Source organism: Paenibacillus jilunlii, from assembly GCF_900102965.1.
Classification (GTDB): Bacteria; Bacillota; Bacilli; order Paenibacillales; family Paenibacillaceae; genus Paenibacillus_AQ; species Paenibacillus_AQ jilunlii.
On the sequence record NZ_FNGM01000015.1, the window covers coordinates 68,586 to 89,990 of the forward strand.

Annotated in this window: 17 protein-coding genes; 12 read left to right on the top strand and 5 right to left on the bottom strand. The window is 50.8% G+C overall.

Annotated elements, in window-relative coordinates:
* The first annotated feature begins 4 nt into the window (after positions 1-4).
* Positions 5-1,141 carry a serine hydrolase domain-containing protein gene (locus tag BLQ82_RS22755; RefSeq protein ID WP_244280951.1) on the top strand — a complete coding sequence of 379 codons (1,137 nt, stop codon included), beginning with the start codon at positions 5-7 and terminating at the stop codon, positions 1,139-1,141.
* A gap of 213 nt (positions 1,142-1,354) precedes the next feature.
* Positions 1,355-1,561 carry a P-loop NTPase family protein gene (locus tag BLQ82_RS22760; RefSeq protein WP_062525335.1) on the top strand — a complete coding sequence of 69 codons (207 nt, stop codon included), beginning with the start codon at positions 1,355-1,357 and terminating at the stop codon, positions 1,559-1,561.
* Between the two features lie 167 nt (positions 1,562-1,728).
* Here BLQ82_RS22760 and BLQ82_RS22765 read toward each other — a convergent pair whose 3' ends face one another.
* Positions 1,729-2,775: a LacI family DNA-binding transcriptional regulator gene (locus BLQ82_RS22765; protein ID WP_062525333.1), complete on the bottom strand. Its 1,047-nt coding sequence runs from the start codon at positions 2,773-2,775 to the stop codon at positions 1,729-1,731.
* Positions 2,776-3,283: 508 nt separating this feature from the next.
* On the opposite strand from BLQ82_RS22765, the gene BLQ82_RS22770 reads away from it, so the two are divergent.
* The 6 genes from BLQ82_RS22770 (at position 3,284) to BLQ82_RS22795 (ending at position 13,065) form a co-directional block, all read left to right on the top strand.
* Entirely contained in the window at positions 3,284-4,141 is an 858-nt protein-coding gene (locus BLQ82_RS22770) for an ABC transporter permease (RefSeq protein WP_244280958.1), read from the top strand.
* 17 nt (positions 4,142-4,158) lie between these two features.
* Positions 4,159-5,040 (top strand): carbohydrate ABC transporter permease, encoded by an 882-nt coding sequence (locus BLQ82_RS22775; RefSeq protein WP_025703040.1) that lies wholly within the window; start codon positions 4,159-4,161, stop codon positions 5,038-5,040.
* Positions 5,041-5,099: 59 nt separating this feature from the next.
* Positions 5,100-6,713: an ABC transporter substrate-binding protein gene (locus BLQ82_RS22780; protein ID WP_062521007.1), complete on the top strand. Its 1,614-nt coding sequence runs from the start codon at positions 5,100-5,102 to the stop codon at positions 6,711-6,713.
* A 33-nt stretch (positions 6,714-6,746) separates the two neighbouring features.
* Entirely contained in the window at positions 6,747-8,243 is a 1,497-nt protein-coding gene (locus BLQ82_RS22785) for a glycoside hydrolase family 32 protein (RefSeq protein WP_062521005.1), read from the top strand.
* Between the two features lie 4 nt (positions 8,244-8,247).
* Positions 8,248-9,135 carry an ROK family protein gene (locus tag BLQ82_RS22790; protein WP_062521003.1) on the top strand — a complete coding sequence of 296 codons (888 nt, stop codon included), beginning with the start codon at positions 8,248-8,250 and terminating at the stop codon, positions 9,133-9,135.
* 168 nt (positions 9,136-9,303) lie between these two features.
* Positions 9,304-13,065 (top strand): GH32 C-terminal domain-containing protein, encoded by a 3,762-nt coding sequence (locus tag BLQ82_RS22795; protein ID WP_062521001.1) that lies wholly within the window; start codon positions 9,304-9,306, stop codon positions 13,063-13,065.
* A gap of 79 nt (positions 13,066-13,144) precedes the next feature.
* Here BLQ82_RS22795 and BLQ82_RS22800 read toward each other — a convergent pair whose 3' ends face one another.
* On the bottom strand, positions 13,145-14,581 hold the full coding sequence (locus BLQ82_RS22800) for a DHA2 family efflux MFS transporter permease subunit (RefSeq protein WP_082722555.1): 1,437 nt from the start codon (positions 14,579-14,581) through the stop codon (positions 13,145-13,147).
* A 294-nt stretch (positions 14,582-14,875) separates the two neighbouring features.
* On the opposite strand from BLQ82_RS22800, the gene BLQ82_RS22805 reads away from it, so the two are divergent.
* On the top strand, positions 14,876-15,460 hold the full coding sequence (locus tag BLQ82_RS22805) for a TetR/AcrR family transcriptional regulator (protein WP_062520997.1): 585 nt from the start codon (positions 14,876-14,878) through the stop codon (positions 15,458-15,460).
* Positions 15,461-15,541: 81 nt separating this feature from the next.
* Here BLQ82_RS22805 and BLQ82_RS22810 read toward each other — a convergent pair whose 3' ends face one another.
* The 3 genes from BLQ82_RS22810 to BLQ82_RS22820 are packed head-to-tail and all read right to left on the bottom strand — an operon-like array spanning position 15,542 to position 18,566.
* Positions 15,542-16,807 (bottom strand): ABC transporter substrate-binding protein, encoded by a 1,266-nt coding sequence (locus BLQ82_RS22810; RefSeq protein ID WP_062520995.1) that lies wholly within the window; start codon positions 16,805-16,807, stop codon positions 15,542-15,544.
* Positions 16,808-16,845: 38 nt separating this feature from the next.
* On the bottom strand, positions 16,846-17,685 hold the full coding sequence (locus BLQ82_RS22815; protein WP_062520992.1) for a carbohydrate ABC transporter permease: 840 nt from the start codon (positions 17,683-17,685) through the stop codon (positions 16,846-16,848).
* On the bottom strand, positions 17,685-18,566 hold the full coding sequence (locus BLQ82_RS22820) for a carbohydrate ABC transporter permease (protein WP_062520989.1): 882 nt from the start codon (positions 18,564-18,566) through the stop codon (positions 17,685-17,687). The genes BLQ82_RS22815 and BLQ82_RS22820 overlap by 1 nt, the downstream gene beginning before the upstream one ends.
* A gap of 325 nt (positions 18,567-18,891) precedes the next feature.
* Between BLQ82_RS22820 and BLQ82_RS22825 the strand changes: the two genes are divergently transcribed.
* The 3 genes from BLQ82_RS22825 to BLQ82_RS22840 all read left to right on the top strand — a co-directional run bounded on the left by BLQ82_RS22825 (position 18,892) and on the right by BLQ82_RS22840 (position 21,209).
* Positions 18,892-19,572, top strand: a complete 681-nt coding sequence (locus BLQ82_RS22825; protein ID WP_062520985.1) for a hypothetical protein — start codon at positions 18,892-18,894, stop codon at positions 19,570-19,572.
* A 456-nt stretch (positions 19,573-20,028) separates the two neighbouring features.
* Positions 20,029-20,484 carry a VOC family protein gene (locus BLQ82_RS22835; RefSeq protein WP_062520981.1) on the top strand — a complete coding sequence of 152 codons (456 nt, stop codon included), beginning with the start codon at positions 20,029-20,031 and terminating at the stop codon, positions 20,482-20,484.
* 26 nt (positions 20,485-20,510) lie between these two features.
* Positions 20,511-21,209 carry an SDR family oxidoreductase gene (locus tag BLQ82_RS22840; RefSeq protein WP_062520979.1) on the top strand — a complete coding sequence of 233 codons (699 nt, stop codon included), beginning with the start codon at positions 20,511-20,513 and terminating at the stop codon, positions 21,207-21,209.
* Positions 21,210-21,405: the final 196 nt, after the last annotated feature.

Consider the following 21,405-nt stretch of genomic DNA (forward strand, 5'->3'; position numbering starts at 1 on the left):
GCGAATGATGAACTTTGAACCCTTGTCTTCATTTATCGACCGTATCACCTCCTGGCGTATCCCGTGGGCGGAGGTGCTTGTTATGTACCGCAACGAACCGGTTTTCCGTTACCGCAACGGCTATGCCAACCTGGAAGAGAAGACGCCAATCGATGACGGACGGATCATTAATCTCTACTCTCTGACCAAGATCATGACCTGCACGGCGGCCCTTAAGCTCGCGGAGAGGGGTGCCTTCCTGCTGAATGACCGGCTGTCGGACTATCTGCCCGAATTCACTGAAATGACCGTAAAAAAGAGATTGCCGGACGGCGAACTTGTACTGGAGCGGGCGGTGCATCCGATTACGGTACGTGATCTGTTCACCATGTCGGCGGGTTTCTCCTATGATCTGGGGCTGCCTTCCATTAAGGAAGCTGTGGGACGCACTAACGGCAAAATGCCGACACGCGCCATTGCGGAGGCCCTTGCCAAGGAGCCGCTGCAGTTCGAACCGGGTACCCGGTGGAATTACAGCTTATGCCATGATGTCCTTGCAGCACTCGTCGAGGCTGTGGATGGCCGGCGGTTTAGCACGTATATCCGGGAGGAAATTACCGGGCCGCTGGGCATGGCCGATACAGGCTTCGAGCTTTCGGACGAGCAGCGGAGCCGCCTGGCACCGCAGTACGAATATAGCGATGAGCTCGGCAAGCCCGTGCGGAAGGACGGGAACGGGTTCCGGCTCGGAACCGAATACGAGAGCGGCGGGGCGGGATTGCTGTCTACCGTGACCGACTACGCGCAATTCTTGAATGCGCTGACGAATCAGGGAACAAGCCCGGACGGCGTGCGTATTCTGTCACCGGCATCGGTGAAGCTGATGCGGACGGAGCAGCTGACCGAGGGCATGCGCGGCGATTTCTCCTGGGAGCAGCTGAAAGGCTACAGCTACGGGCTGGGCGTCAGAACCCATATCTCCCAGGCCCGCAGCGGCTCGCTGAGCCCGCTCGGCGAATTTGGCTGGAGCGGTGCTGCCGGCTGCCTGGCCGTCATCGATCCGGCCTCGCAGCTGACCGTGATGTATGCGCAGCATATGCTGAACAATCAGGAGCCGTTTGTGCACCCGCGATTGAGAAATATCGTGTACACCTGCTTATGAAGTGATAATACTCCTTTTCAGTGCTTGTCTAATCAACAAGTCTGAAGAGGAGTTTTTATTATGACTAGAAATAAACAAATTGAGGGTAACCTCCGGCAAAGGCATCTCCGACGTTGGAGAAGTCGATAAGTTATCTGGGCGAACCCTGTCGCAGCCGAATTATGGAGATGTTAACTGATATTCCAGAGTGAGAATGTAAAAGAAAACCTTATTATGGCGGCTGTTCCTCTGGCAGGTATTAGAATTACGAAGCAGTTAGAAGCTGCTTATAAAATGAAAACTAGAGATTTTGAGATGAAGCAGAGGGATTTAGAAGTAGATATAGAAGTAGATATGGTCAATGGAGCGGACTATATTGTGATTTTCATATCCCATGAGGATGAATTGACAGCTTTGGCTGACAAAGTTATCCATCTTTAAGTTTTTACAATTAAGCATATTCAGTTTTTTTCACTTTATTTCAGCGAATGGAATCCCTTATCAGTTAAAGATCACAGGACAAGGGTCCGGCGTTCTTAGAAGAACACCGGACCCTTGTCCTGTTTCTACGCTTCGATCTTTGATTGGGACGGATCTGCGAAATCTCTTTAGTTGAGAACAGGCGTGGACCCCCGGAATATCATATCCGTTGCAACATGGGTCACCTGGTACGGCCTGGTGTTGTCTTTGATTCTGGATAATAGAATTTCAGCTGAAATAATCCCCATTTGGCTGCTGTAGATATGTACGGTTGTCAGATGAGGTTCGACAACCCGCGACTCCGAAGCATCATCAAATCCGCATACAGCAACTTCTTCCGGTACTTTAACCCCTTTGTTCTTCAGAGACTTCATAACACTGATGGCAATGAAATCATTGGCACAGATAAAGACGGATGGCCGCTCTTCCAGGGCATCCAGTTGATGCCCCATCCAGTTTTCCTCCATATTGATATTGAAGTTCCGGTCTGGCGCTACAATGTTATGGGCCGGATTCAGGGATATTCCGCATTCAGTAAGAGCTCTGTTAAATCCGGTCCAGCGTTCATTGAAGCTTTTGCAGTGATTGTAATCGCCTACAAAACCGAAGCTGGTGTATCCATGATCTATCAGTTTCCGGGTTAAAGAGTAAGTGCTGTGCTCATTCTCCATTAGAACAAGATCAGCCTTCAATTCCGGGTATACCATATCGGCAGCGCAGTCAATAAAAATAGTCGGAATGCCAAGATCCGTGATCAGCTTGCTGTAAGCCTTATTGAACATTTCAATGCAGATGATACCATCCACACTTGAGGGTTCAAAGTTACCTGGCAGAGCCATGCCGTTGATATCATTCTCACGGACGAAATAAATTGATAGGGTATAGCCCTTGGTACTGATTTCCTTCTCCAGCCCGCTGATCAGCAGGGAACCGAAGTGTGAGCCGTTGGGCAGATTGCAGGTCAATAGTGCAATATTGCCTTGTTTGTCGGAGGAGCTAATAGCTGTATCCATATAAGAAAATTGTTTGTATTTAAGCTCAACCGCTTTTTTGATCACCTTGTCTCTGGTGTCAGCAGGAATACTGTCAGCCCCGTTCAAAGCTTTGGAGGCCGTATTTCTGGAGATTCCCAAAGCATCCGCGATGTCCTGTATGGTTACTTTATCTCTAGCCATGTATTGTACGTTCACCTCTATATCATATCTTCTCATCGTCTTAACTTTCTTAAATGTATAATAGTTTTCCAAAAATAGCAATATAGAATTTACAAATGCACAAATTAGTTTACATTAATTGATTAACTTATGTGCAAAAATATCATGAGTATTATTACTAAATGTGAATGTGTAAAGCTGAAAATTACAAAAAAACCCTACTTTTTACCCACTATTTGTTATTTTACAAAGAGAAATAGCTATTTTTGAATTTTTTTTATTGTCAAATGAACAAAAATATTTTTACAAAATTTATTGACGTATGGTGAACTGTCTGATAAATTGTAAATGCAGCAGGGCTTGAGGGCCGCAGATACGGTGAGCTGTATTTGCATCACACATTAAATTTGTAATAGAAATGGAGGCAAAGGCATTGCAAAACACAATAAAAGCGGATGCCAGAAGTACGGTGCCCAGATCTTCGGGTTCCTTGCTAAATTTTATAAAGAAGCATTACTTTCTTTATTTAATGCTCGCTCCGGCGTTGATCCTGACCCTTATTTTTAAATACGGTCCCATGTATGGCGCGATCATCGCCTTTAAAGATTTCAGTCCCATCAAAGGAATCCTGGGCAGTGAGTGGGTAGGCTTGTACAACTTTAACAAGTTTCTTTCTTCCCCCAATTTCGAAGTCATTTTTATGAATACGCTTAAATTAAGTTTTTTCGGGCTGGTTCTGAGCTTTCCCGTTCCCATCCTGCTCGCCTTGATGCTGAATCAGGTACGCAAGTCTGCAGTCAAGAAAAATATACAGCTGTTTCTGTATGCACCTAACTTTATTTCCGTAGTGGTTGTGGTGGGGATGCTGTTTATCTTCTTGTCCCCGACAGGGCCGATCAACCAGCTCCTTACCTGGGCTACAGGTGAACCTGTAATGTTCATGTCCCGTCCGGAGTATTTCCGCTGGATCTACATTCTATCGGATATCTGGACGAGTGCAGGCTGGGCCTCAATTATTTATGTGGCGGCTCTTGCCAACGTTGACCCTGAGTTACATAATGCTGCGAATCTGGACGGCGCCAATCTTTTGCAAAGAATTCGCCATATCGATCTTCCGACCATTCGCCCGATTATGGCCATTGTGTTTATTCTGGCTGCGGGCGGGATCATGTCGATCGGATTTGAAAAGGCTTATCTTATGCAAACGGCGACCAACCTGCCGACATCCGAGATCATTCCGACTTATGTGTACAAAATAGGCTTGCAATCAGGCGACTACGCTTACTCAGCCGCAGTAGGGTTGTTCAACTCTCTCATCAACGTTGTATTGCTCATTACGGTGAACTTCATTGTGAAGAAGCTGAATGAGGGCGACGGCCTTTACTAAGAAAGGAGTACCTGTACATGTTTATCAAACATTCCCGGCTGGACCGCTTTATTCTCGCGCTGAATGCCACATTCTTGACGCTCGCTGTGTTGGTGGTGGTGCTGCCGCTCGTTTATGTGGTGATTGCCTCCTTCATGGACCCGTCGGTACTGCTCAGCCATGGATTATCCTTCAAAATCTCGGACTGGTCATTAGACGGCTACAAAATGATTCTTACCAATCCGGCGATGATCCGCGGTTTTGGAAACGCTGTTTTCTACTCCGTGGCCTTTGCGGTGCTTACGGTTCTGGTCTCTATCTGCGCAGGTTATGCCCTGTCGGATGACAGGCTGAAGGGCAAAGGGTTTTTTATGACCTTGTTCATTATTACGATGTTTTTTGGCGGGGGCCTTGTGCCGACTTACCTGCTGGTCAAAAATCTGGGCCTGCTTGACACGGTATGGGCTGTAATCATTCCCGGAGCAGTCAACGTATGGAATATTATCCTATCGCGGACCTTTTTTAAGGGCGTGCCCAATGAATTAAGGGAGGCAGCTAATGTAGATGGGGCATCAGAGTGGCGGATTTTCATCGGCATTGTATTGCCGCTCTCCAAACCTATTATCTTCGTGCTTGCCCTGTATGCCTTTGTGGGCCAGTGGAATTCCTACTTCGACGCCATGATTTATCTGGATAATCCGAACCTTCATCCGCTGCAGCTCGTACTGCGTTCCATCCTGATTCAGAATCAGGTCGATCCGGGCATGATCAGTGATCAGCTCGCCATGGCGGAAATGAAGCGGTTGTCCGAAATCATCAAATATGCTGCCATTGTAGTTTCCAGTCTGCCGCTGATCATTATGTATCCTTTCTTCCAGAAGTACTTTGAAAAAGGTGTCATGCTCGGTTCCCTGAAATAGGGGACGGGCTGAACATAGATACAGATTTACATTCATCCTACTCAGGAGGTCATGTTTCCATGAAAAAACTGACAAAATCAAAAGTTGTAGCCCAAGCAGCTTCTGCGTCTGTGCTTGCCTCTCTCATGTTCCTTAGTGCATGCAGCGGTGGCGGCGGAGGAAGTGCAGCGAGTAAAGAACAGGACCCCAGCGGCAAAGTTACCCTGAACTTTATTACGCAAAGCTCCCCGCTGGCCCCGGCCGATCCGAATGACAAGCTGATCAATAAACGTCTTGAAGAAAAAACAAATGTTCATATTAACTGGAAAAACTTCACCAGAGATGTATTTGTGGAAAAAAGAAACCTGGCGGTGGCCAGCGGCGACCTGCCCGATGCGATTTTTAATGCCGACTATAGCGACTACGAGCTGCTCAAACTCGCCAAAGACGGTACCATCATTCCGCTGAACGATCTGATCGAGAAGAATATGCCCAATTTTAAAAAAGTGCTGGAAGAAGCTCCTGAATACAAAAGCATGATTACGGCGCCGGACGGCAATATTTATGCCTTTCCCTGGATTGAAGAGCTGGGCAACGGCAAAGAGCGGATTCAGGCTGTAGACAGCATGCCTTGGATCAACGTCGAATGGCTGAAGAAGCTGGGCCTGGAGATGCCAAAAACGACAGATGAGCTGAAAAAAGTGCTGATCGCCTTCAAGACGCAGGACCCGAACGGCAACGGCCAGGCGGATGAAATCCCGCTGTCCTTCATCAATAAGCCGGGCGCGGAAGATCTGGCCTTCCTCTTTGCTTCCTTCGGACTTGGGGAGAACCCCGACCATGCGGTAGTTAGCGATGACGGCAAAGTGATCTTTACCGCGGCGGAAGAAGGCTATAAGAACGCCATTTCATTTGTCAATGAGCTGAACAAAGAAGGACTTATTGATATCGAGGCTTACACGCAGGACTGGAGTACGTACCTGGCCAAAGGAAAGGATCAACGCTACGGATTGTACTTCTCCTGGGATAAGGCTAACATCTCCGGAGCTAATGATGCCTATGATGTAATGCCTCCGCTCGCTGGCCCGGATGGCGAAGTCAATGTAACGAGAACCAATGCCCTTGGCCTTGGGCGCGGCAAAATGGTCGTGACAAGCGCCAACAAAAACCTGGAAACCACGGCGAAGTGGGTGGACCAGCTGTATGATCCGCTCCAGTCCGTGCAGGACAACTGGGGTACCTATGGGGATGAGACACAGCAGAACATCTTCGAATTGGATGAAGCCAAAGGCATGCTGAAACATCTGCCGCTGGAAGGTGCGGCTCCTGTTGAGCTTCGTGAGAAAACAAGCATCGGCGGACCACTGGCCGTCCTCGATTCCTACTATGGCAAATATACCACCATGCCGGATGATGCCAAAGGCAGAATGGACATTATCAAGAACATCATGGCGCCGAAGATGAAAGCGGAGAATGTAATGCCAAGCGTGTTCAATTCGATTGAAGAGCTGGACCGCCTGACGACGATTGAAACGGATTTGTTCGCCTACGTCCTTAGAATGCGTACAGAGTGGTACCAGAACGGCAAAGTGAATGAGCAGTGGGATGAATATCTGAAAGAGCTGGACCGGCTGGGCCTGCAGGAATGGCTGAAAATTAAACAAACCGGTTATGACAGAGCAACACAAAAATAAACAATAGGCAGTGGAGTAAAGGAGAGAGCTATAATGTCAGCTATTACAAAACAAAACTACCGGGGTGTCTATCATTTCTCGCCCCAAGCCAAGTGGATGAACGACCCGAACGGGATGGTCTATTTCGAAGGAGAATATCATTTGTTTTTCCAGCATCATCCGGATGGAATGACCATGGGGGCCATGCACTGGGGCCATGCGGTTAGCAAGGATCTTGTCACCTGGGAAGAGCTGCCTATCGCACTCTTTCCGGATGAGCTTGGGATGATTTTCTCGGGAAGTGCGGTTGTGGACTGGAACAATACGACGGGATTTTTTGCGGATAAACCGGGGCTGGTTGCCATCTTTACCCATCACCTGGATATGCCCGAAGGGCAACCGCCTATTCAGCGCCAAAGTCTCGCTTACAGCCATGACAACGGCAGAACCTGGACCAAATATGAAGGCAATCCGGTGCTTGAACATGATGCCTTCATCGATTTCCGTGATCCGAAGGTGTTCTGGAACCAGGAGACTGACCAATGGGTAATGATCGTTGCTAGCGGCCAGACAGTATGCCTGTATCATTCCCCTGATCTGATCCAATGGACCTTTGCCAGTGAATTCGGCAAGGGCATCGGTTCTCATGACGGCGTGTGGGAATGCCCGGACTTGTTCCCGCTGCATGTGGACGGAGATACAGCGAACACCAAATGGGTGATGCTGGTGAGTATCGGCGCAGACCCCGCTTTTGTGGAAGGCTCCAGAACGCAGTACTTCACCGGTGATTTTGATGGATACGTATTTACTACGGATGAGGATTCCCGGAATATCCGCTGGCTTGATTATGGAAGGGACAATTATGCAGGGGTAAGCTGGTCGGATGTGCCTGAAGCCGATGGAAGACGTCTGTTTATCGGCTGGATGAGCAACTGGATGTATGCGCCGCAGACTCCGGCAGAAGAGTTCCGGGGGGCGATGACCCTGCCAAGAGAGCTGTACCTTGAATCCAGGGAAGGGAAAATCCTGCTCATTCAGAAGCCGGCCAAAGAGCTGGAGATGGTCCGCATCCCTGTTCTCTCATTTGAAAATGCTACTGTGCAGGAAATCAACGCTTCATTAGCCGGTCTCCAGCTTGATGCTTACGAGATCGCGGTGAAGTTCATCCGTGGCATGTCTGCCGGAATCAAGGTAAGAGTTGGGGATGGGGAAGAAACCTTGACCGGAATCGATGGGAAGACCGGAGAGCTGTATGTAGACCGGCTGGCTTCAGGCCAGAAGGATTTCCACGAATGGTTCCCGGGACGTCATACGGCAGTGTTGCAGGCTCCGGGTGAGACCAATGATCTGTGTATTTTTGTGGACCGTACTTCAGTTGAGGTGTTCGGCAATGGAGGCCAGGCGGTCATTACAGATCTGATTTTCCCCAAGCCTGAGTCAGCGGGACTTGCTGTATTTGCGGAAAATGAAGAGATCCCGTTCCTTTCACTGGATATCTACAAATTAGTTCGGCCTGCCGCAAATGGCGATAACCAGCAATCGGAGGACTGATGGAATGCGTATAGGAGCCATTGAAGCAGGCGGAACCAAATTTGTATGCGGGATCGGGGATGAAAACGGGAATATTCTGGACCGGCTGAGCCTTCCAACCGAACATCCGGATCAGACCCTCCCTCAGGTGATAGAATATTTTCAAGACAAACAGGTAGAGACGATCGGGGTGGGCTCCTTTGGTCCGATCGATATCAACCCGGAGAGTCCGACTTACGGCTGCGTTACAACAACCCCTAAGCCGGGGTGGGCGAATTACGATCTGCTGGGGACTTTACGGCGTGCCTTTCCGGTTCCGTACGGCTGGGATACCGATGTCAATGCAGCCGCATATGGCGAAGCCAAATGGGGAGCTGCGCAAGGATTGTCCAGCTGTCTGTACTATACCGTTGGTACCGGTGTCGGTGTTGGCGTGTATTCGGAAGGCAAAATCATTCATGGCCTTGTACATCCCGAGGGAGGGCATATACTGACCAGACGGCATCCTGAAGATGATTTCGCAGGCATATGTCCTTACCATGGGGACTGCCTCGAAGGAATGGCGGCGGGTCCTGCCATTGAAGGCAGATGGGGCAAAAAGGGCCACGAGCTGCCGCTGGACCATGCCGCCTGGGAAATAGAAGCCTTTTATATTGCCCAGTCCATAACCAGTGCCATTCTGCTGCTGTCTCCACACAAAATTATTCTGGGCGGCGGCGTAATGCAGCAGCTGCAGCTATTCCCGCTGATCCGGCAGGCTGTGCTCCGTAATCTGAACGGTTATGTCCGTTCAAGTGCTATTTTAGATCATATGGATGAGTATATTGTTCCACCGGGCCTTGGCCATCAGGCGGGACTATACGGCGCCCTGGCATTAGGGCTTGCCGCATGGAATAACCAGGCGTCTGTATAGATTGAACTTGAAAATTAGAAAAAGGGATATAAGTGATGGAGGGGGATGTCCAAACATTTCCCGGAGTCACGTCCATTCAATATGCAACCGGCCAGTTATGCAACTGTAACTGGCCAGCTTTTTAATAAGAGGGTAAAAATTTCGCAGAGGAGAAATGGAGGCTAATAGATGAAGAAAAAATTCCAAGCAGCACTGTGCATTCTGATGGTTATAGGAATGGTTATGGCTTCATCGGGCATTTACGCCGCTGGGGAACGGGATAAGGAGGGGCTTTCTATTTTTGAGAACGCTGCCAATGTAAACACGAATCTGACGGGATGGCAAGTCAAAGGAAAGGGCGGAATGGAGAATACCGCAGAAGGGCTTTTGCTGACATCCGATCCGCAGGCTAGTGTAATGGCTGTTTCCGAAACAGTGGCAGAAGATTTTCTGTACGAAGCCGATGTGATGCTCAAGGAAATGAAAGCGGATACTTCCTTGATCTTCCGTTCGAATGATGACGGGAAGAATTCGTATATGCTGCAGCTTGCACCCGGGTCCGGGGTGATCCGTTTAAAAGATGCGGCAGGCGGGGCGGGCAAATTATACGAAGAACGTCAGGTTTCCTTCAAGGAGGGGGAAATCTATCATCTCAAAGTAAAAGCTGAAGGGACCTCACTGAAGGTATATTGGGGGAATCAGTACAAGCCTGTGATCGAGATTCAGGACCGTACATACCGTTCCGGCCGTCTTGGACTCCATGTGCGGGATGGTTTTGCTCTGTTCCAGAATATAACGGTAAGTGATCTGAAAGGAAACCTGGGTACAGTGCTTGTAAATAAAGGACAGTGGCAGCCTGACCTCAGGGGGCAAAAAGGTACTTCTGTAAACGGAAGCAAAGCACAGCGGATCTATACCAGGCAAGCCGCTGATTTGGTATATGAGGGAACAATTTCTTTAGGTTCCAATGCTGTTGCAGCGCTGGCTTTCCGCTCCACTGCCGATGGAGTGCGTGGCTATGAAGCTATCCTTGCCAAGGAAGGGAACCAGGTCCGTGTAAAGCTGACAAAAGCGGACGGAACTGCAATTGCCAGCTCAGAGCACACTTATCCGAGCAGAACCGGCGCAAAGCATCATGTGGAAATCAAGGCAATTGGCAGCCGGATTCAAGTGTTCCTGGATGGTTATACACCCGCCGCAATTGATATAAAAGATACTGCGTATTCAACCGGACACGCCGGTCTTGTGGTGAAAACGGGAAACGCTTACTTTCAGGAAACCTATCTTATGGATGCTGACAGTTATTATAATGAAACTTTCCGTCCCCAATATCATTATACGCCGGTCCGCGGTTCCGCCAGTGACCCGAACGGGCTGGTCTATTTCGAAGGCGAATACCATCTCTTCCATCAGGATGGAGGGACATGGGCTCATGCCGTCAGCAAGGATATGCTGAACTGGAAACGCCTGCCGGTCGCACTTCCATGGAATGATTACGGGCATGTCTGGTCCGGGGCTGCTGTAGCGGATGCAACGAATGCATCAGGCCTGTTCACGGATTCGGGCGGAAAAGGCCTGATTGCCTATTATACTTCCTATAACCCGGATGGTCCTAACGGCAACCAGCGGATTGGCCTGGCTTACAGCAAGGATAAGGGGCGCACATGGGAATATGCCAAGGACCGTCCAATTGTGATTGAGAACCCCGGCAAGAACGGAGAAGATCCGGGCGGCTGGGATTTCCGCGATCCCAAGGTGGTCCGGGATGATGAGAATAACCGCTGGGTGATGGTGGTGTCCGGTGGCGATCATATCCGTTTCTTCACCTCAACCAATTTACTGGACTGGACGTTGACCGATAATTGGGGGTATGGGAATTATGTCCGTGGCGGTGTATGGGAATGCCCTGACTTGTTCCCGCTGACTGTACAGGGGACGTCGCAGAAGAAATGGGTTCTTATGATCAGCACGGGCGCGAATCCGGCAACTGGAGGTTCGGACTCGGAATATTTTGTGGGGAGTTTGACTGCTGAAGGTAAATTCGTGAATGACAACCCGGCTGGTAAGGTCTTGCGGACAGACTTTGGCAAGGAATATTATGCCTCCATGTCTTTCTCGGACATGCCGGATGGGCGCAGAGTGATGCTGGCGTGGATGTCCAACTGGGATTATCCGTTTGCTTTCCCGACTTCAGGCTGGAAGGGAGCGCTGACGGTTCCGAGAGAGGTTACCCTGGTCATGACCGATGAGGGGCCTCGTCTCGCCCAGAGTCCGGTTAAGGAAATAGAGCAGCTGCGCAGCAGGCAGTTCACTACAGCGGATAAGATGGTCAGTGCTTCTTCTCCCAACCTGCTGAAAGGTCTTGTATCCGGTGCGTATGAAATTGAAGCCGAACTGGAGATTCCGGACGGCAGCTCCGCAACAGAGTTTGGGTTTAACGTACGCGAGGGGGCGGAACAGAAGACGGTTGTCGGCTACAAGGTGGGTGAAAGCCAGCTATTTGTTGACCGGTCCGCTTCCGGGATAACGGATTTCTCCAGCCTTTTTAGTACAAGGCATGAAGCATCAATGACAGCGGAGAACAAGCGGATCAAGCTGCGGATTTTGGTGGATGAATCCTCTGTTGAGGTTTTTGGCAATGGGGGCAAGGTGGTGTTCTCGGAAGTTATTTTTCCTGACCCGGCCAGCAGGGCAATGAGCTTCTATTCCCAAGGCGGCATGGTGAAGGTGATATCTCTGAAAGTGAATAAGCTGGGACCGGTATGGAATTCAGATAGCGGTGCAGCCACCCGGATTGTGATGGATACTGCTGACCGTGAACTGGGGACCGGGGACAGCGTGACGCTGCAGGCGGCAGTGGAGAACGGGCCCGGCAGCGGTGTTCACCCGCTGAAGTGGAAGTCGAGCGATGAAGAGGTGGCAGCTATTCATACAGCAGACTTTTCCCAGGCAACCCTTCAGGCAAAAAAAGCAGGAGAGGCCGTCATTACGGTATCCACCCCGAACGGCAAGGCATCTGCCAGCCTGGTGGTCAAAGTATACGGCGGCGAATTTCATACCAATCTCAGCGGCTGGACCAAGGACTTGTCCATGGCTTCATGGATCGTCACAGGGGATGGGATTCACGGAAAATACTCCAGCGACGCAAATGATATGGCCCAAGAGCAGGCGGGCAATTTTACGTATGAAGCCGACATGAAGCTTGGCGAAGCCGGCGGGGCAGGCTCACTTCTGTTCCGCGCAAGCGGGGATGGGCGCAGCGGCTACTACTTGAATCTGGACCCTAATCTGAAGTCTGTCCGCTTGTTCTACAAGATCGATGGGCGATTCGAGGAACGGCAGGTTCTGGCGAAGGTTCCGGCCTTCATCCTGCCGGGTCAAACCTACAAACTTAAGATTCAAGCGGAAGGCCCGCGCATTATCGTGCATATGGGAGGACAGCAGATCATGGACCTGAAGGACGGAACGTTTGCAGAGGGCCATTTCGGGCTTCATGTCTTTGGCGGGGAGGCCTCTTATCAGAATGTAAAGGTGACCGGGGGAGAGCCGGCGGACCTGATGACCTCAAGCCTGGTGAATACTGCATCCGGTAAATCCCTGTATACAGACAGCCTGGCAAATGGCGAAGCTGTTAAAGTGCGGAATGCCAATGAAGCTGCGGATCAGAAATGGGTGTTTGTGCCGACAGGAGATGAAGCAGGCTCCTACTCCATCCGCACGACCGCCGGCCAGGCGCTTGATCTGGACACGGGACGGAATACAATTCAGCTCTATACTTATCTTGGCTATAATAATCAGCGGTGGATCATCCGTAAGAATGAGGATGGCTCGGCTGCCATTATCTCTGCTCATCAACAGCTGGCTCTGGCCATATCCGGGGATGGCACCAAGCTTATTTTAGAGGAGTACCGGACAGATGAAATGCGTCAGAAGTGGACAATAACTCCATAACAGAATACTCAAAAAAGAGATCAACGGCTTCTGACCGTTGATCTCTTTTTGTATAGTCCAAAGGGCTAATTTACCTGGCTTACACTTTTTCGGCAATCGCCTGTTTCAGCTGAGCTTCGGACTCCTGCCCGGAAGCCTGCCCGACCCGTTTGATGAAGAAGGCCAGCAGCAAGCCGGCGATGCCGATACCTACAATGACGAGATAGGCGTCGTTGATCCCCTGGATAGAAGCTTCCATAATCATATGTTCCTTGGAGGAGCCTTTTGCTCCGCCTGCAGCCATCATATCCATCAAGTGTGTTGTGGTCCGGCTGGTCATCACAGTGACGAGCAGTGAAGTGCCCACGGCACCGGCTACTTGCCGGATCGTATTGGAGATCGCTGTTCCGTGCGCATTCAGCTTGGAAGGCAATTGATTTAGACCTAAGGTCTGAATAGGCATGAGCAGCAATGCCATCCCGATCCGCCGGCCTGTTGACATCAGCACCAGGTACGTGTAGTTGGTCGAGTCTGTCAGGTTCACAAAGCTCAGAGTCGTTAATATGGTGATCAGCAGACCAGTGACGGCAAGCCATTTGGCCCCGAACCGGTCGAACAGCTTGCCGGTGACCGGCATCAGCAGCCCCATGACAAGCGCGCCGGGAAGCAGCAGCAACCCGGACTCCATAGCTGTATAGCCGCGGGCATTCTGCAGATACAGAGGCAGGAGCATCATATCCGCATACATGATGATCGTAACTGCGATACTAATAATAGTGGTTAACGAAAACATGTTGTATTTGAAGACCCGGAGATCAAGCAGCGGGCTGGAAGAAGCCAGCTGCCGCCAGGTGAACAAACCGAGTGACAGGACGCCTGCTGCCAGAGTAACGATTACCTCTGTGCTCGACCATCCTGCGCTGGCCGCCCGGCTGAAGCCGTACAGCAACGTTCCGAAGCCGATGGTGGAGAGGGTGACGCTGGTCAGGTCAATTTTTGGATATGAGCGTTCCGCTACATTCTTCAAATAGATAAATCCGCAGATAATTACAATGGCCGTCAGCGGGAGCATCCCGTAAAACATAGTTTCCCATGAATAATGCTCCAGAATATATCCGGCCAATGTAGGGCCGATTGCAGGTGCAAAAATAATGGCTAACCCGACCATACCCATGGCTGCTCCCCGTTTTTCGCGGGGGAAAAGGGTTAAGATGACGTTGGTAAGCAGCGGCATAATAATCCCGGCGCCGGCAGCCTGAATCATTCGCCCGGTCAGCAGAACAGGGAAGCTGGTCGCTAGGGCCGATACGACCGTTCCGGCCAGAAATATAAACATCGAGCTCTGGAACAGCTCACGTGTTGTGAACCGCTGCATCAGAAATGCCGTAATCGGGATCAATACCCCGTTAACGAGCATATAGCCGGTGGTCAGCCATTGCGCTGTAGCAGCCGTAATATTAAAATCATGCATTAGTTCCGGCGTGGCAACGCTCATGACCGTCTGGTTCAGGGTCGCCAGAAAGGCGCCCAGAATCATAATGAACAATATGGGGCCTTTTTTTACGGAACTGCTTATTGCTTCTGTCTTGTTACTCACTCCACTCCATCCTTTCAAAATCGCCGAACATAGACTAAATTTACAATGTGTTGTATAGTTTACAATGTATAAAGTTGATTATAAATGAAATTTTCATGCAAGCAAGCAACGATTTTCGTGAAAGTGTATATTAGTTTACAATCGATAGAGTTGTGTAGCATTTCAGTCAGAAAAACTACAAATTTAAAGGAAATGTAGTCTATCTGAAAAAGGTAAAAGAATGGAGAGAACAGGATGAATAATACAACGCCCCGTACAGATCCCCGTGTACTCCGGACGCGTGAATTGCTCAAAGATGCTGTTGTGGAACTAATGGAAGAAATGAATGTTCAGAAAATATCGGTAAACCGGATTGCAGAGCGGGCCAAAATCAACCGGGTTACGTTTTATCTTCATTATAAGGATATCCCGGATATGCTGGAAAAGATGGCGGATGAAATGGTCGAGGACATAACTAAGGTGGTGAACAGCGAGAATACGGGGATTTCAGTGGCGGGAGAACATGAGGATTGGCCCGTCCTTGAGAACCTGCTTAAGTATATTGCCGATAATGCGAGATTCTACAAGACGGTGCTTACCTCAAGACGAAGCTCGATTTTTTCGGATCGCCTGTTCAACCTGATTGCGGATATGATTGCTGCACGGGTGGAGAGAAGGGTGAGTGCCGCCGACAGTTCCCAAGTAACTATACAAAAGGATGTTGCGACCTGGTACGGTTCCGCCGCCTTGATTGGTACAATTATCGCCTGGCTGCGGAATGACATGCCGTATTCGCCGCAATATCTGGCCAAACAGATCACTTCGCTCCGGTATCAATAACCGGGGAAGCAGCACTGTTCAAAGGTTCCGTCTGTCAGTCTTGAGCGGCACGCACATAGACCCGTTCTCCATGCCGTTCCATTACTGCACACTTAGATTATCCCAGTTGACCTGGAACTCCTTCAGCATTCCTTCTTTGGTCAGCTTGCCGCCGAGATAGCCCTGGATGCTGCTGGATAATTCCTGCGGCATGCCATTTGGCAGACGCGACCAGTTCCAGGTCAGTGCCTGATCCTTATCTGTATATTCCAATACCTCCGACCCAAGGGCACCCAGATCCTCTTCGGTACCCTTAATGCTGTCGAGCGCAGGAATGAACTGGAATTCCTTCGTGATGTACTTCTTGCCCGTTTCTGAGGTGACCAGCCAGTCGAGGAAGACTTTGGCTTCCTCCTTGACGGGGGAGAACTTGTTGACGACCCAATTGCTTGGCACCCCTACATAGAGTTTGTCGTTGTCTTCCGGTGTATCGTCAATCGGCATCGGCAGGATGCCCAGATTCAGATCCGGGTCAATACCGTCGATCTGGCCTTGGGTCCAGTTGCCCTGCTGCATCATCGCCGCTTCCCCGCTGGCCACCATAGTGACCTGGGTATTATAGTCGGTTGAGAGCGGGTTCTTGTTGCCGTATTCCACCGTCAGGTCCAGCAGGCTGAGCCACTTGGAGAAAACCGGATCTCCGGCGAAGCGCTTGGAGCCGTCCGTCAGACCGGCGATGAAGCTTTCAGGATCGGGCTGCTGGGCGAAGGCTACGTTCACATTGTGGTTGCCGAGCACGAACCATTCCTGATACCCGTTGGCAAAAGGGGTGAAGCCTGCGGCCTTCAGCTTTTCGGCCGCCTCACGCAGCGCGGTCAATGTGAGCGGCTTTTGGGTAATTCCGGCTTGCTTGAACAGATCTTTATTATAAATGAAGCCGTACCCTTCCAGATTCATCGGCATGCCGTACAGTTTGCCGTTTACGGTCATTTGTTCAGCGGCCAGCGGCTTCACATCCTTGGCCCAGGCTTCCCCGCTTAGGTCCTCCAAGTATTCCAGCCACATATCGCGTTCATTGTTGCCCCCGATGGTGAAGATATCCGGCTCATCCCCGGAAGAAAATTTCGCCCGCAGGGAGGCGCCGTAGTCGCTGCCGCCGCCGACGCTCTGAATCTCCAGCCGGATGTCCGGGTGCTCCTTCTCGAATTCGGTCTTCAGCTTAGCCAGCGCTTCGGATATTTCGACCTTGAACTGGTAGATACGCACGGTTTTGATTCCGCCTGCCTCGCCCGTGCCGCGTCCGCAGCCGGCTGTCAGCACAGCCAGCAGCAGGGAGCAGGCGAGGAGAAGTCCACGTTTTTTTTTCATATTCATTCATCCTCTCTGCCTGAAAGTTACTGCTATTCTCAGCCCTTGACAGAGCCTTGGGCAATGCCTTCAATAATATACTTCTGCATCAGCAGGAAAAAGATAACCACCGGCGTAATCCCGAGCACAAGACCCGGAAGCGCCAGATCCCACTGCTTCGTATACTGCCCGAAGAAAGAGTAAGTGGCGATGGGTATGGTACGGAGCGCCGGGTCCTGCAGAATAAGAGAAGGCATCAGGTAATCGTTCCAGATCCACAGGGTGTTCAGGATAATGACGGTCACGATGATCGGCTGCATCAGCGGCAGCACAATCCGGAAAAAGGTGCCGTAAGGGCTGCTTCCATCCACCCGCGAGGCCTCCTCGATATCCATCGGGACGGATTTCACAAATCCATGGAAGAGAAAGACGGTCATGGGAGCACCAAAACCGAGGTAGGCCAGAATCAGACCGGCGGTCGAATCCATCACACCCAGCCGGCTGACGATCTGCACCAGCGGGATCATGATTGCCTGAAAAGGAATGACCATCGCCGCCACGAGAGCCACATAGAGCATGCGGTTATACCTGGTATTGTTGCGGACCATTTTATAGGCACACATGGAGCAGAGGAAGGCCAGCAGCACATTGCTGGTTACGGTGACCACCAAAGAGTTCAGGAACGCATGCGGGAAATCAGTAGCTTTCCAGGCTTCCGCGTAGTTGTTCCACTGGAACACGGAAGGCAGCGCGGCGGAATCCGACAGAATTTCGCTGTAGCTTTTAACCGAATTGGCCAGCAGGAAATAGAAAGGAACCAGAAATACAAGAGCCAGCAGAATCATCAGCAGTTCGGCCAGCAGCAGGGAAATATTGAATTTCTTGGCGGTAGTCTCCATTATAGCTCCACCTCTCTTTTCTTGGTCGCTCTAACCTGGAGCAGCGAGATGATCGCAACAATCACGAAAAAAACCATCGCTTTGGCCGAACCCATCCCAAACCTGCTGATTGTGTAAGCCTCGTTGTAAATATTGAGCGCGACCGACTCGGTGGCTTTGAAGGGGCCGCCTTTGGTCAGCGACAGGTTCAGGTCGAACAGCTTGAAGGACCAGGAGATGGACAGGAATAAGCAAACGGTTACAGCCGGCATCACCAGCGGAATGGTAACATGGCGCAAGGCTTGCATCCGTCCGGCTCCGTCCACTTTGGAGGCTTCGATCAGGCTCTGCGGAACGTTGTTGATGGCCGAAATGTAGATCACCATGAGATAACCCGCATTTTGCCAGACAAAAACGATCACAATAGCCCAAAACGATGTAGCTCCCGTACCAAGCCAAGGCAGATTAAAAAAGGACAAGCCCGTCGCCTGCCCCACGGAGGCGAAGCCTCTAACGAAGATAAACTGCCAGATGAACCCGAGCAGCAGGCCGCCAATGACATGGGGGACAAAAAACACCGTTCGCAGCACATTGCGCGTAAACAGCTTGCGGGTCAGCACATAGGCGAGCATGAAGCCAAGCAGATTCGTCAGCACCAGGCCGAAAAAAGTGAACTTGGCCGTGAACCAGAATGAATTCAGGAAGGAAGGGTCCTTGGTGAAAATATGAATATAGTTCCGCAGCCCGGTCCACTCGACATGCCGTGAGATTCCGTTCCAGCTGGTAAACGAGTAATAAAGCCCCAAAAAGAATGGAATCAGTACAATCACAAAGAAAAACAGGGAAGTTGGCCCGACAAAAATAAACTGCTGCATCAGGCGTGATTTTCTTTTAAGGTCCATCGCTCCTCACCCCTTGGTGTATTGTTGACATTCCATTAAATAACCGGACGTCAATTAACCGAAACAAAAAATCTAATATTTTCCATATTCTGCTCCGGGATGGCAACATTTTAACGGTGAGCGGATGGAGAATCTGCACCCGGAGTTCGAAGTGAACGATTGGCGGGTACACATTATAGTCTGAGCGGATGAACACCATCGTGTATGATGTCATTGACGCAGGGGAACTGCACACACTATAATCTAGAAAAACGGACGAAGAACGTCCCGTATCCCATGGCTTCTTGGGGTGCGGGATTTTTTTGTGCCAAGGGGGAAGCTTGAGATGGGATTTGCCGAAGAACACCATAAATGGCTGGAGTATCATAAGAACCGGAGAAGTGGAGAACGTCTGGACCGGCTGGAGCGCGGACATCGGCATGGAGAGCAAATGTTTGTGGAGCGGGTCTGGTGGCCGGTTTTTGGTCACATGGATGATCTGCACCCGGAGTTCGAAGTGAACGATTGGCGGGGCCGGCCTTATTTTGTTGATTTTGTCTGGAAGCCTGGACAGGTGAAGTTTGCTTTTGAGATCAAGGGGTACGGGCCTCATGTGCAAAATACGGACCGTACCCGATACCGTCAGGAGTTAAATAGAGAAACTTATCTGCAAATCTCCGGGTATCGTGTGGTCGCGGTTCCCTATGATGATTTGGAGTCGGCTCCGGAACTGACCATTTCTCTCCTCAAATCCTTGCTCGCTCCATGTTTGTTAAAGAAATCGGAAGGACAGGAGCGCCCGTATACAAGACTGGAGAGCGACATACTGCGGTTAGCGGCACGTTGGAACGGATTCATCCGGCCTGTTGATCTCGTAAACGAGCTTGGAGTGAATCCGCGTACAGTCAAAAAACAGATGAACGCTTTATGTGAAAAAGGAAAATTCCGGCCTGTTCCTGCCCCTGGCAGCAATAGGGTGTGCCGGTATGAATATATTCATTCTTTTATGGAGGACGAGTTATGGTAGGGTTACTGTAATCGGGCCAGATTGCGGGGGCTTCGGAGAGCCGCAAGGAGCTGGCTGGCCGCAAACGGCCTGCGGGGCAAAATGAGAGGTATAAATACCTCTGATTTGCCTAGAAGCGGCCTGCAGGGCAGAATGAGAGGTATAAATACCTCTGATCTGCCTAGAAGCGGCCTGCAGGGTAGAATGAGAGGTATAAATACCTCTGATCTGCCCGCAAACGACCCGTGGGGCAAAATGAGAGGTATAAATACCTCTGATCTGCCCGCAAACGACCCGCGGAGCAAAATGAGAGGTAAAAATACCTCTGATCTGCCCGCAAACGACCCGCGGGGCAAAATGAGAGGTGAAAATACCTTTGATCTGCCCGCGAACGGCCGCCCTCACAGGCTTGACAGCCTTTTCATTGTATAGGTATGGTAGACTGGTCAGAATACAAATACAAGGAGGTTATGATGTATGTCAGGGTGGCTGGGCAATCATGTGATTACGCAGATTGGAATTCTGGTGAACGACATTGAGAAGGTTAGCAGGGCATATGCAGACTTTTTTGGACTGGAAAAGCCGGATATTGTCGTGACGGATACGGCAGATATTGCTCAGACCCGGTATAACGGCGGGAAGACGGAGGCGCGGGCGAAGCTCGCTTTTTTCGATATGGGTTCCCTGCAGCTGGAGCTGATTGAACCGGATCATCAGCCGAGCACGTGGCGCGATTACCTGAATGAGCATGGGGAAGGACCGCATCATATTGCATTTGCCGTCGAAGGGATGAAGGAAAAGATCATGCTGCTCGAAGGCAAGGGCTTCCCGCTCCAGCAGAAGGGGGAGTATACCGGAGGGCGTTATGCTTATATGGATACTTTCAAGGAATTGAAGGTACTGGTGGAACTGCTGGAGAACGACAACAACTAGAAGATGTAAAGACAGGAGGATGCATTATGAATATTCTAATTACCGGTGCCGGGCGGGGGCTGGGTGCTGAGCTGGCTGCCGAAGCGCTGGACCGCGGGCATGGAGTCATCGCCGGGGTCCGGAACCCTGAACAGGGACAGGAGGCATTGGCTCAGCTTGCTGCAGTCCATGGAGCGAAGCTGACCATAGCCGCACTGGATGTGACGGACGAAGCGGGAATTGCCTCGCTGGCCGCGGCGTTGAAAGAGCAAGGGCGGACGCTCGGCGCGGTTATTAATAATGCAGCGGTCCTGACCGCCAGAGACACACAGATTGAAGCGCTGGATCTGCAGGATATGCTGATTACGATGGATATTAATTTGTACGGGCCGATGCGGGTGGTGAAGCATTTTTTGCCGCTCCTCACGGAACCCGAATGCTCAATCATCAATATCTCGTCCGAAGCAGGGAGCATCTCGAATGCGTACCCTGGTGACTATCCCTATGCCATTTCCAAAACGGCGCTGAATATGTTCTCGCAGCAGCTGCATGTATATTTGCAGGAACGCGGCGTACAAGTGCTCAGCGTGCATCCCGGCTGGATGCATACGGACATGGGCGGCGCAGAGGCACCCACAGACCCGCGCCGCAGCGCCGGGGGGATTATCAGCCTGATAGAGCAGCGCACTGCTCCGCAAGGCCGGTTCATGTTCATGGACTATACAGGCAAGGACATGGATATTTAGACAGGGGAGGGAACTGATCGACCTCATTCCGGACCAGCCATCCCGGAGTAGCCATCCCGGAGTAGCCATCCCGGAGTAGCCTATCCCGGAGCAGCTCATTCCGGAGTAGCCCATCCCAGACAAGCCGATCCGGTCTACCTGTCCCTGCCCCCACATCTGATCCACTCATACGGAGAAACCCTGACAACAATTGTTG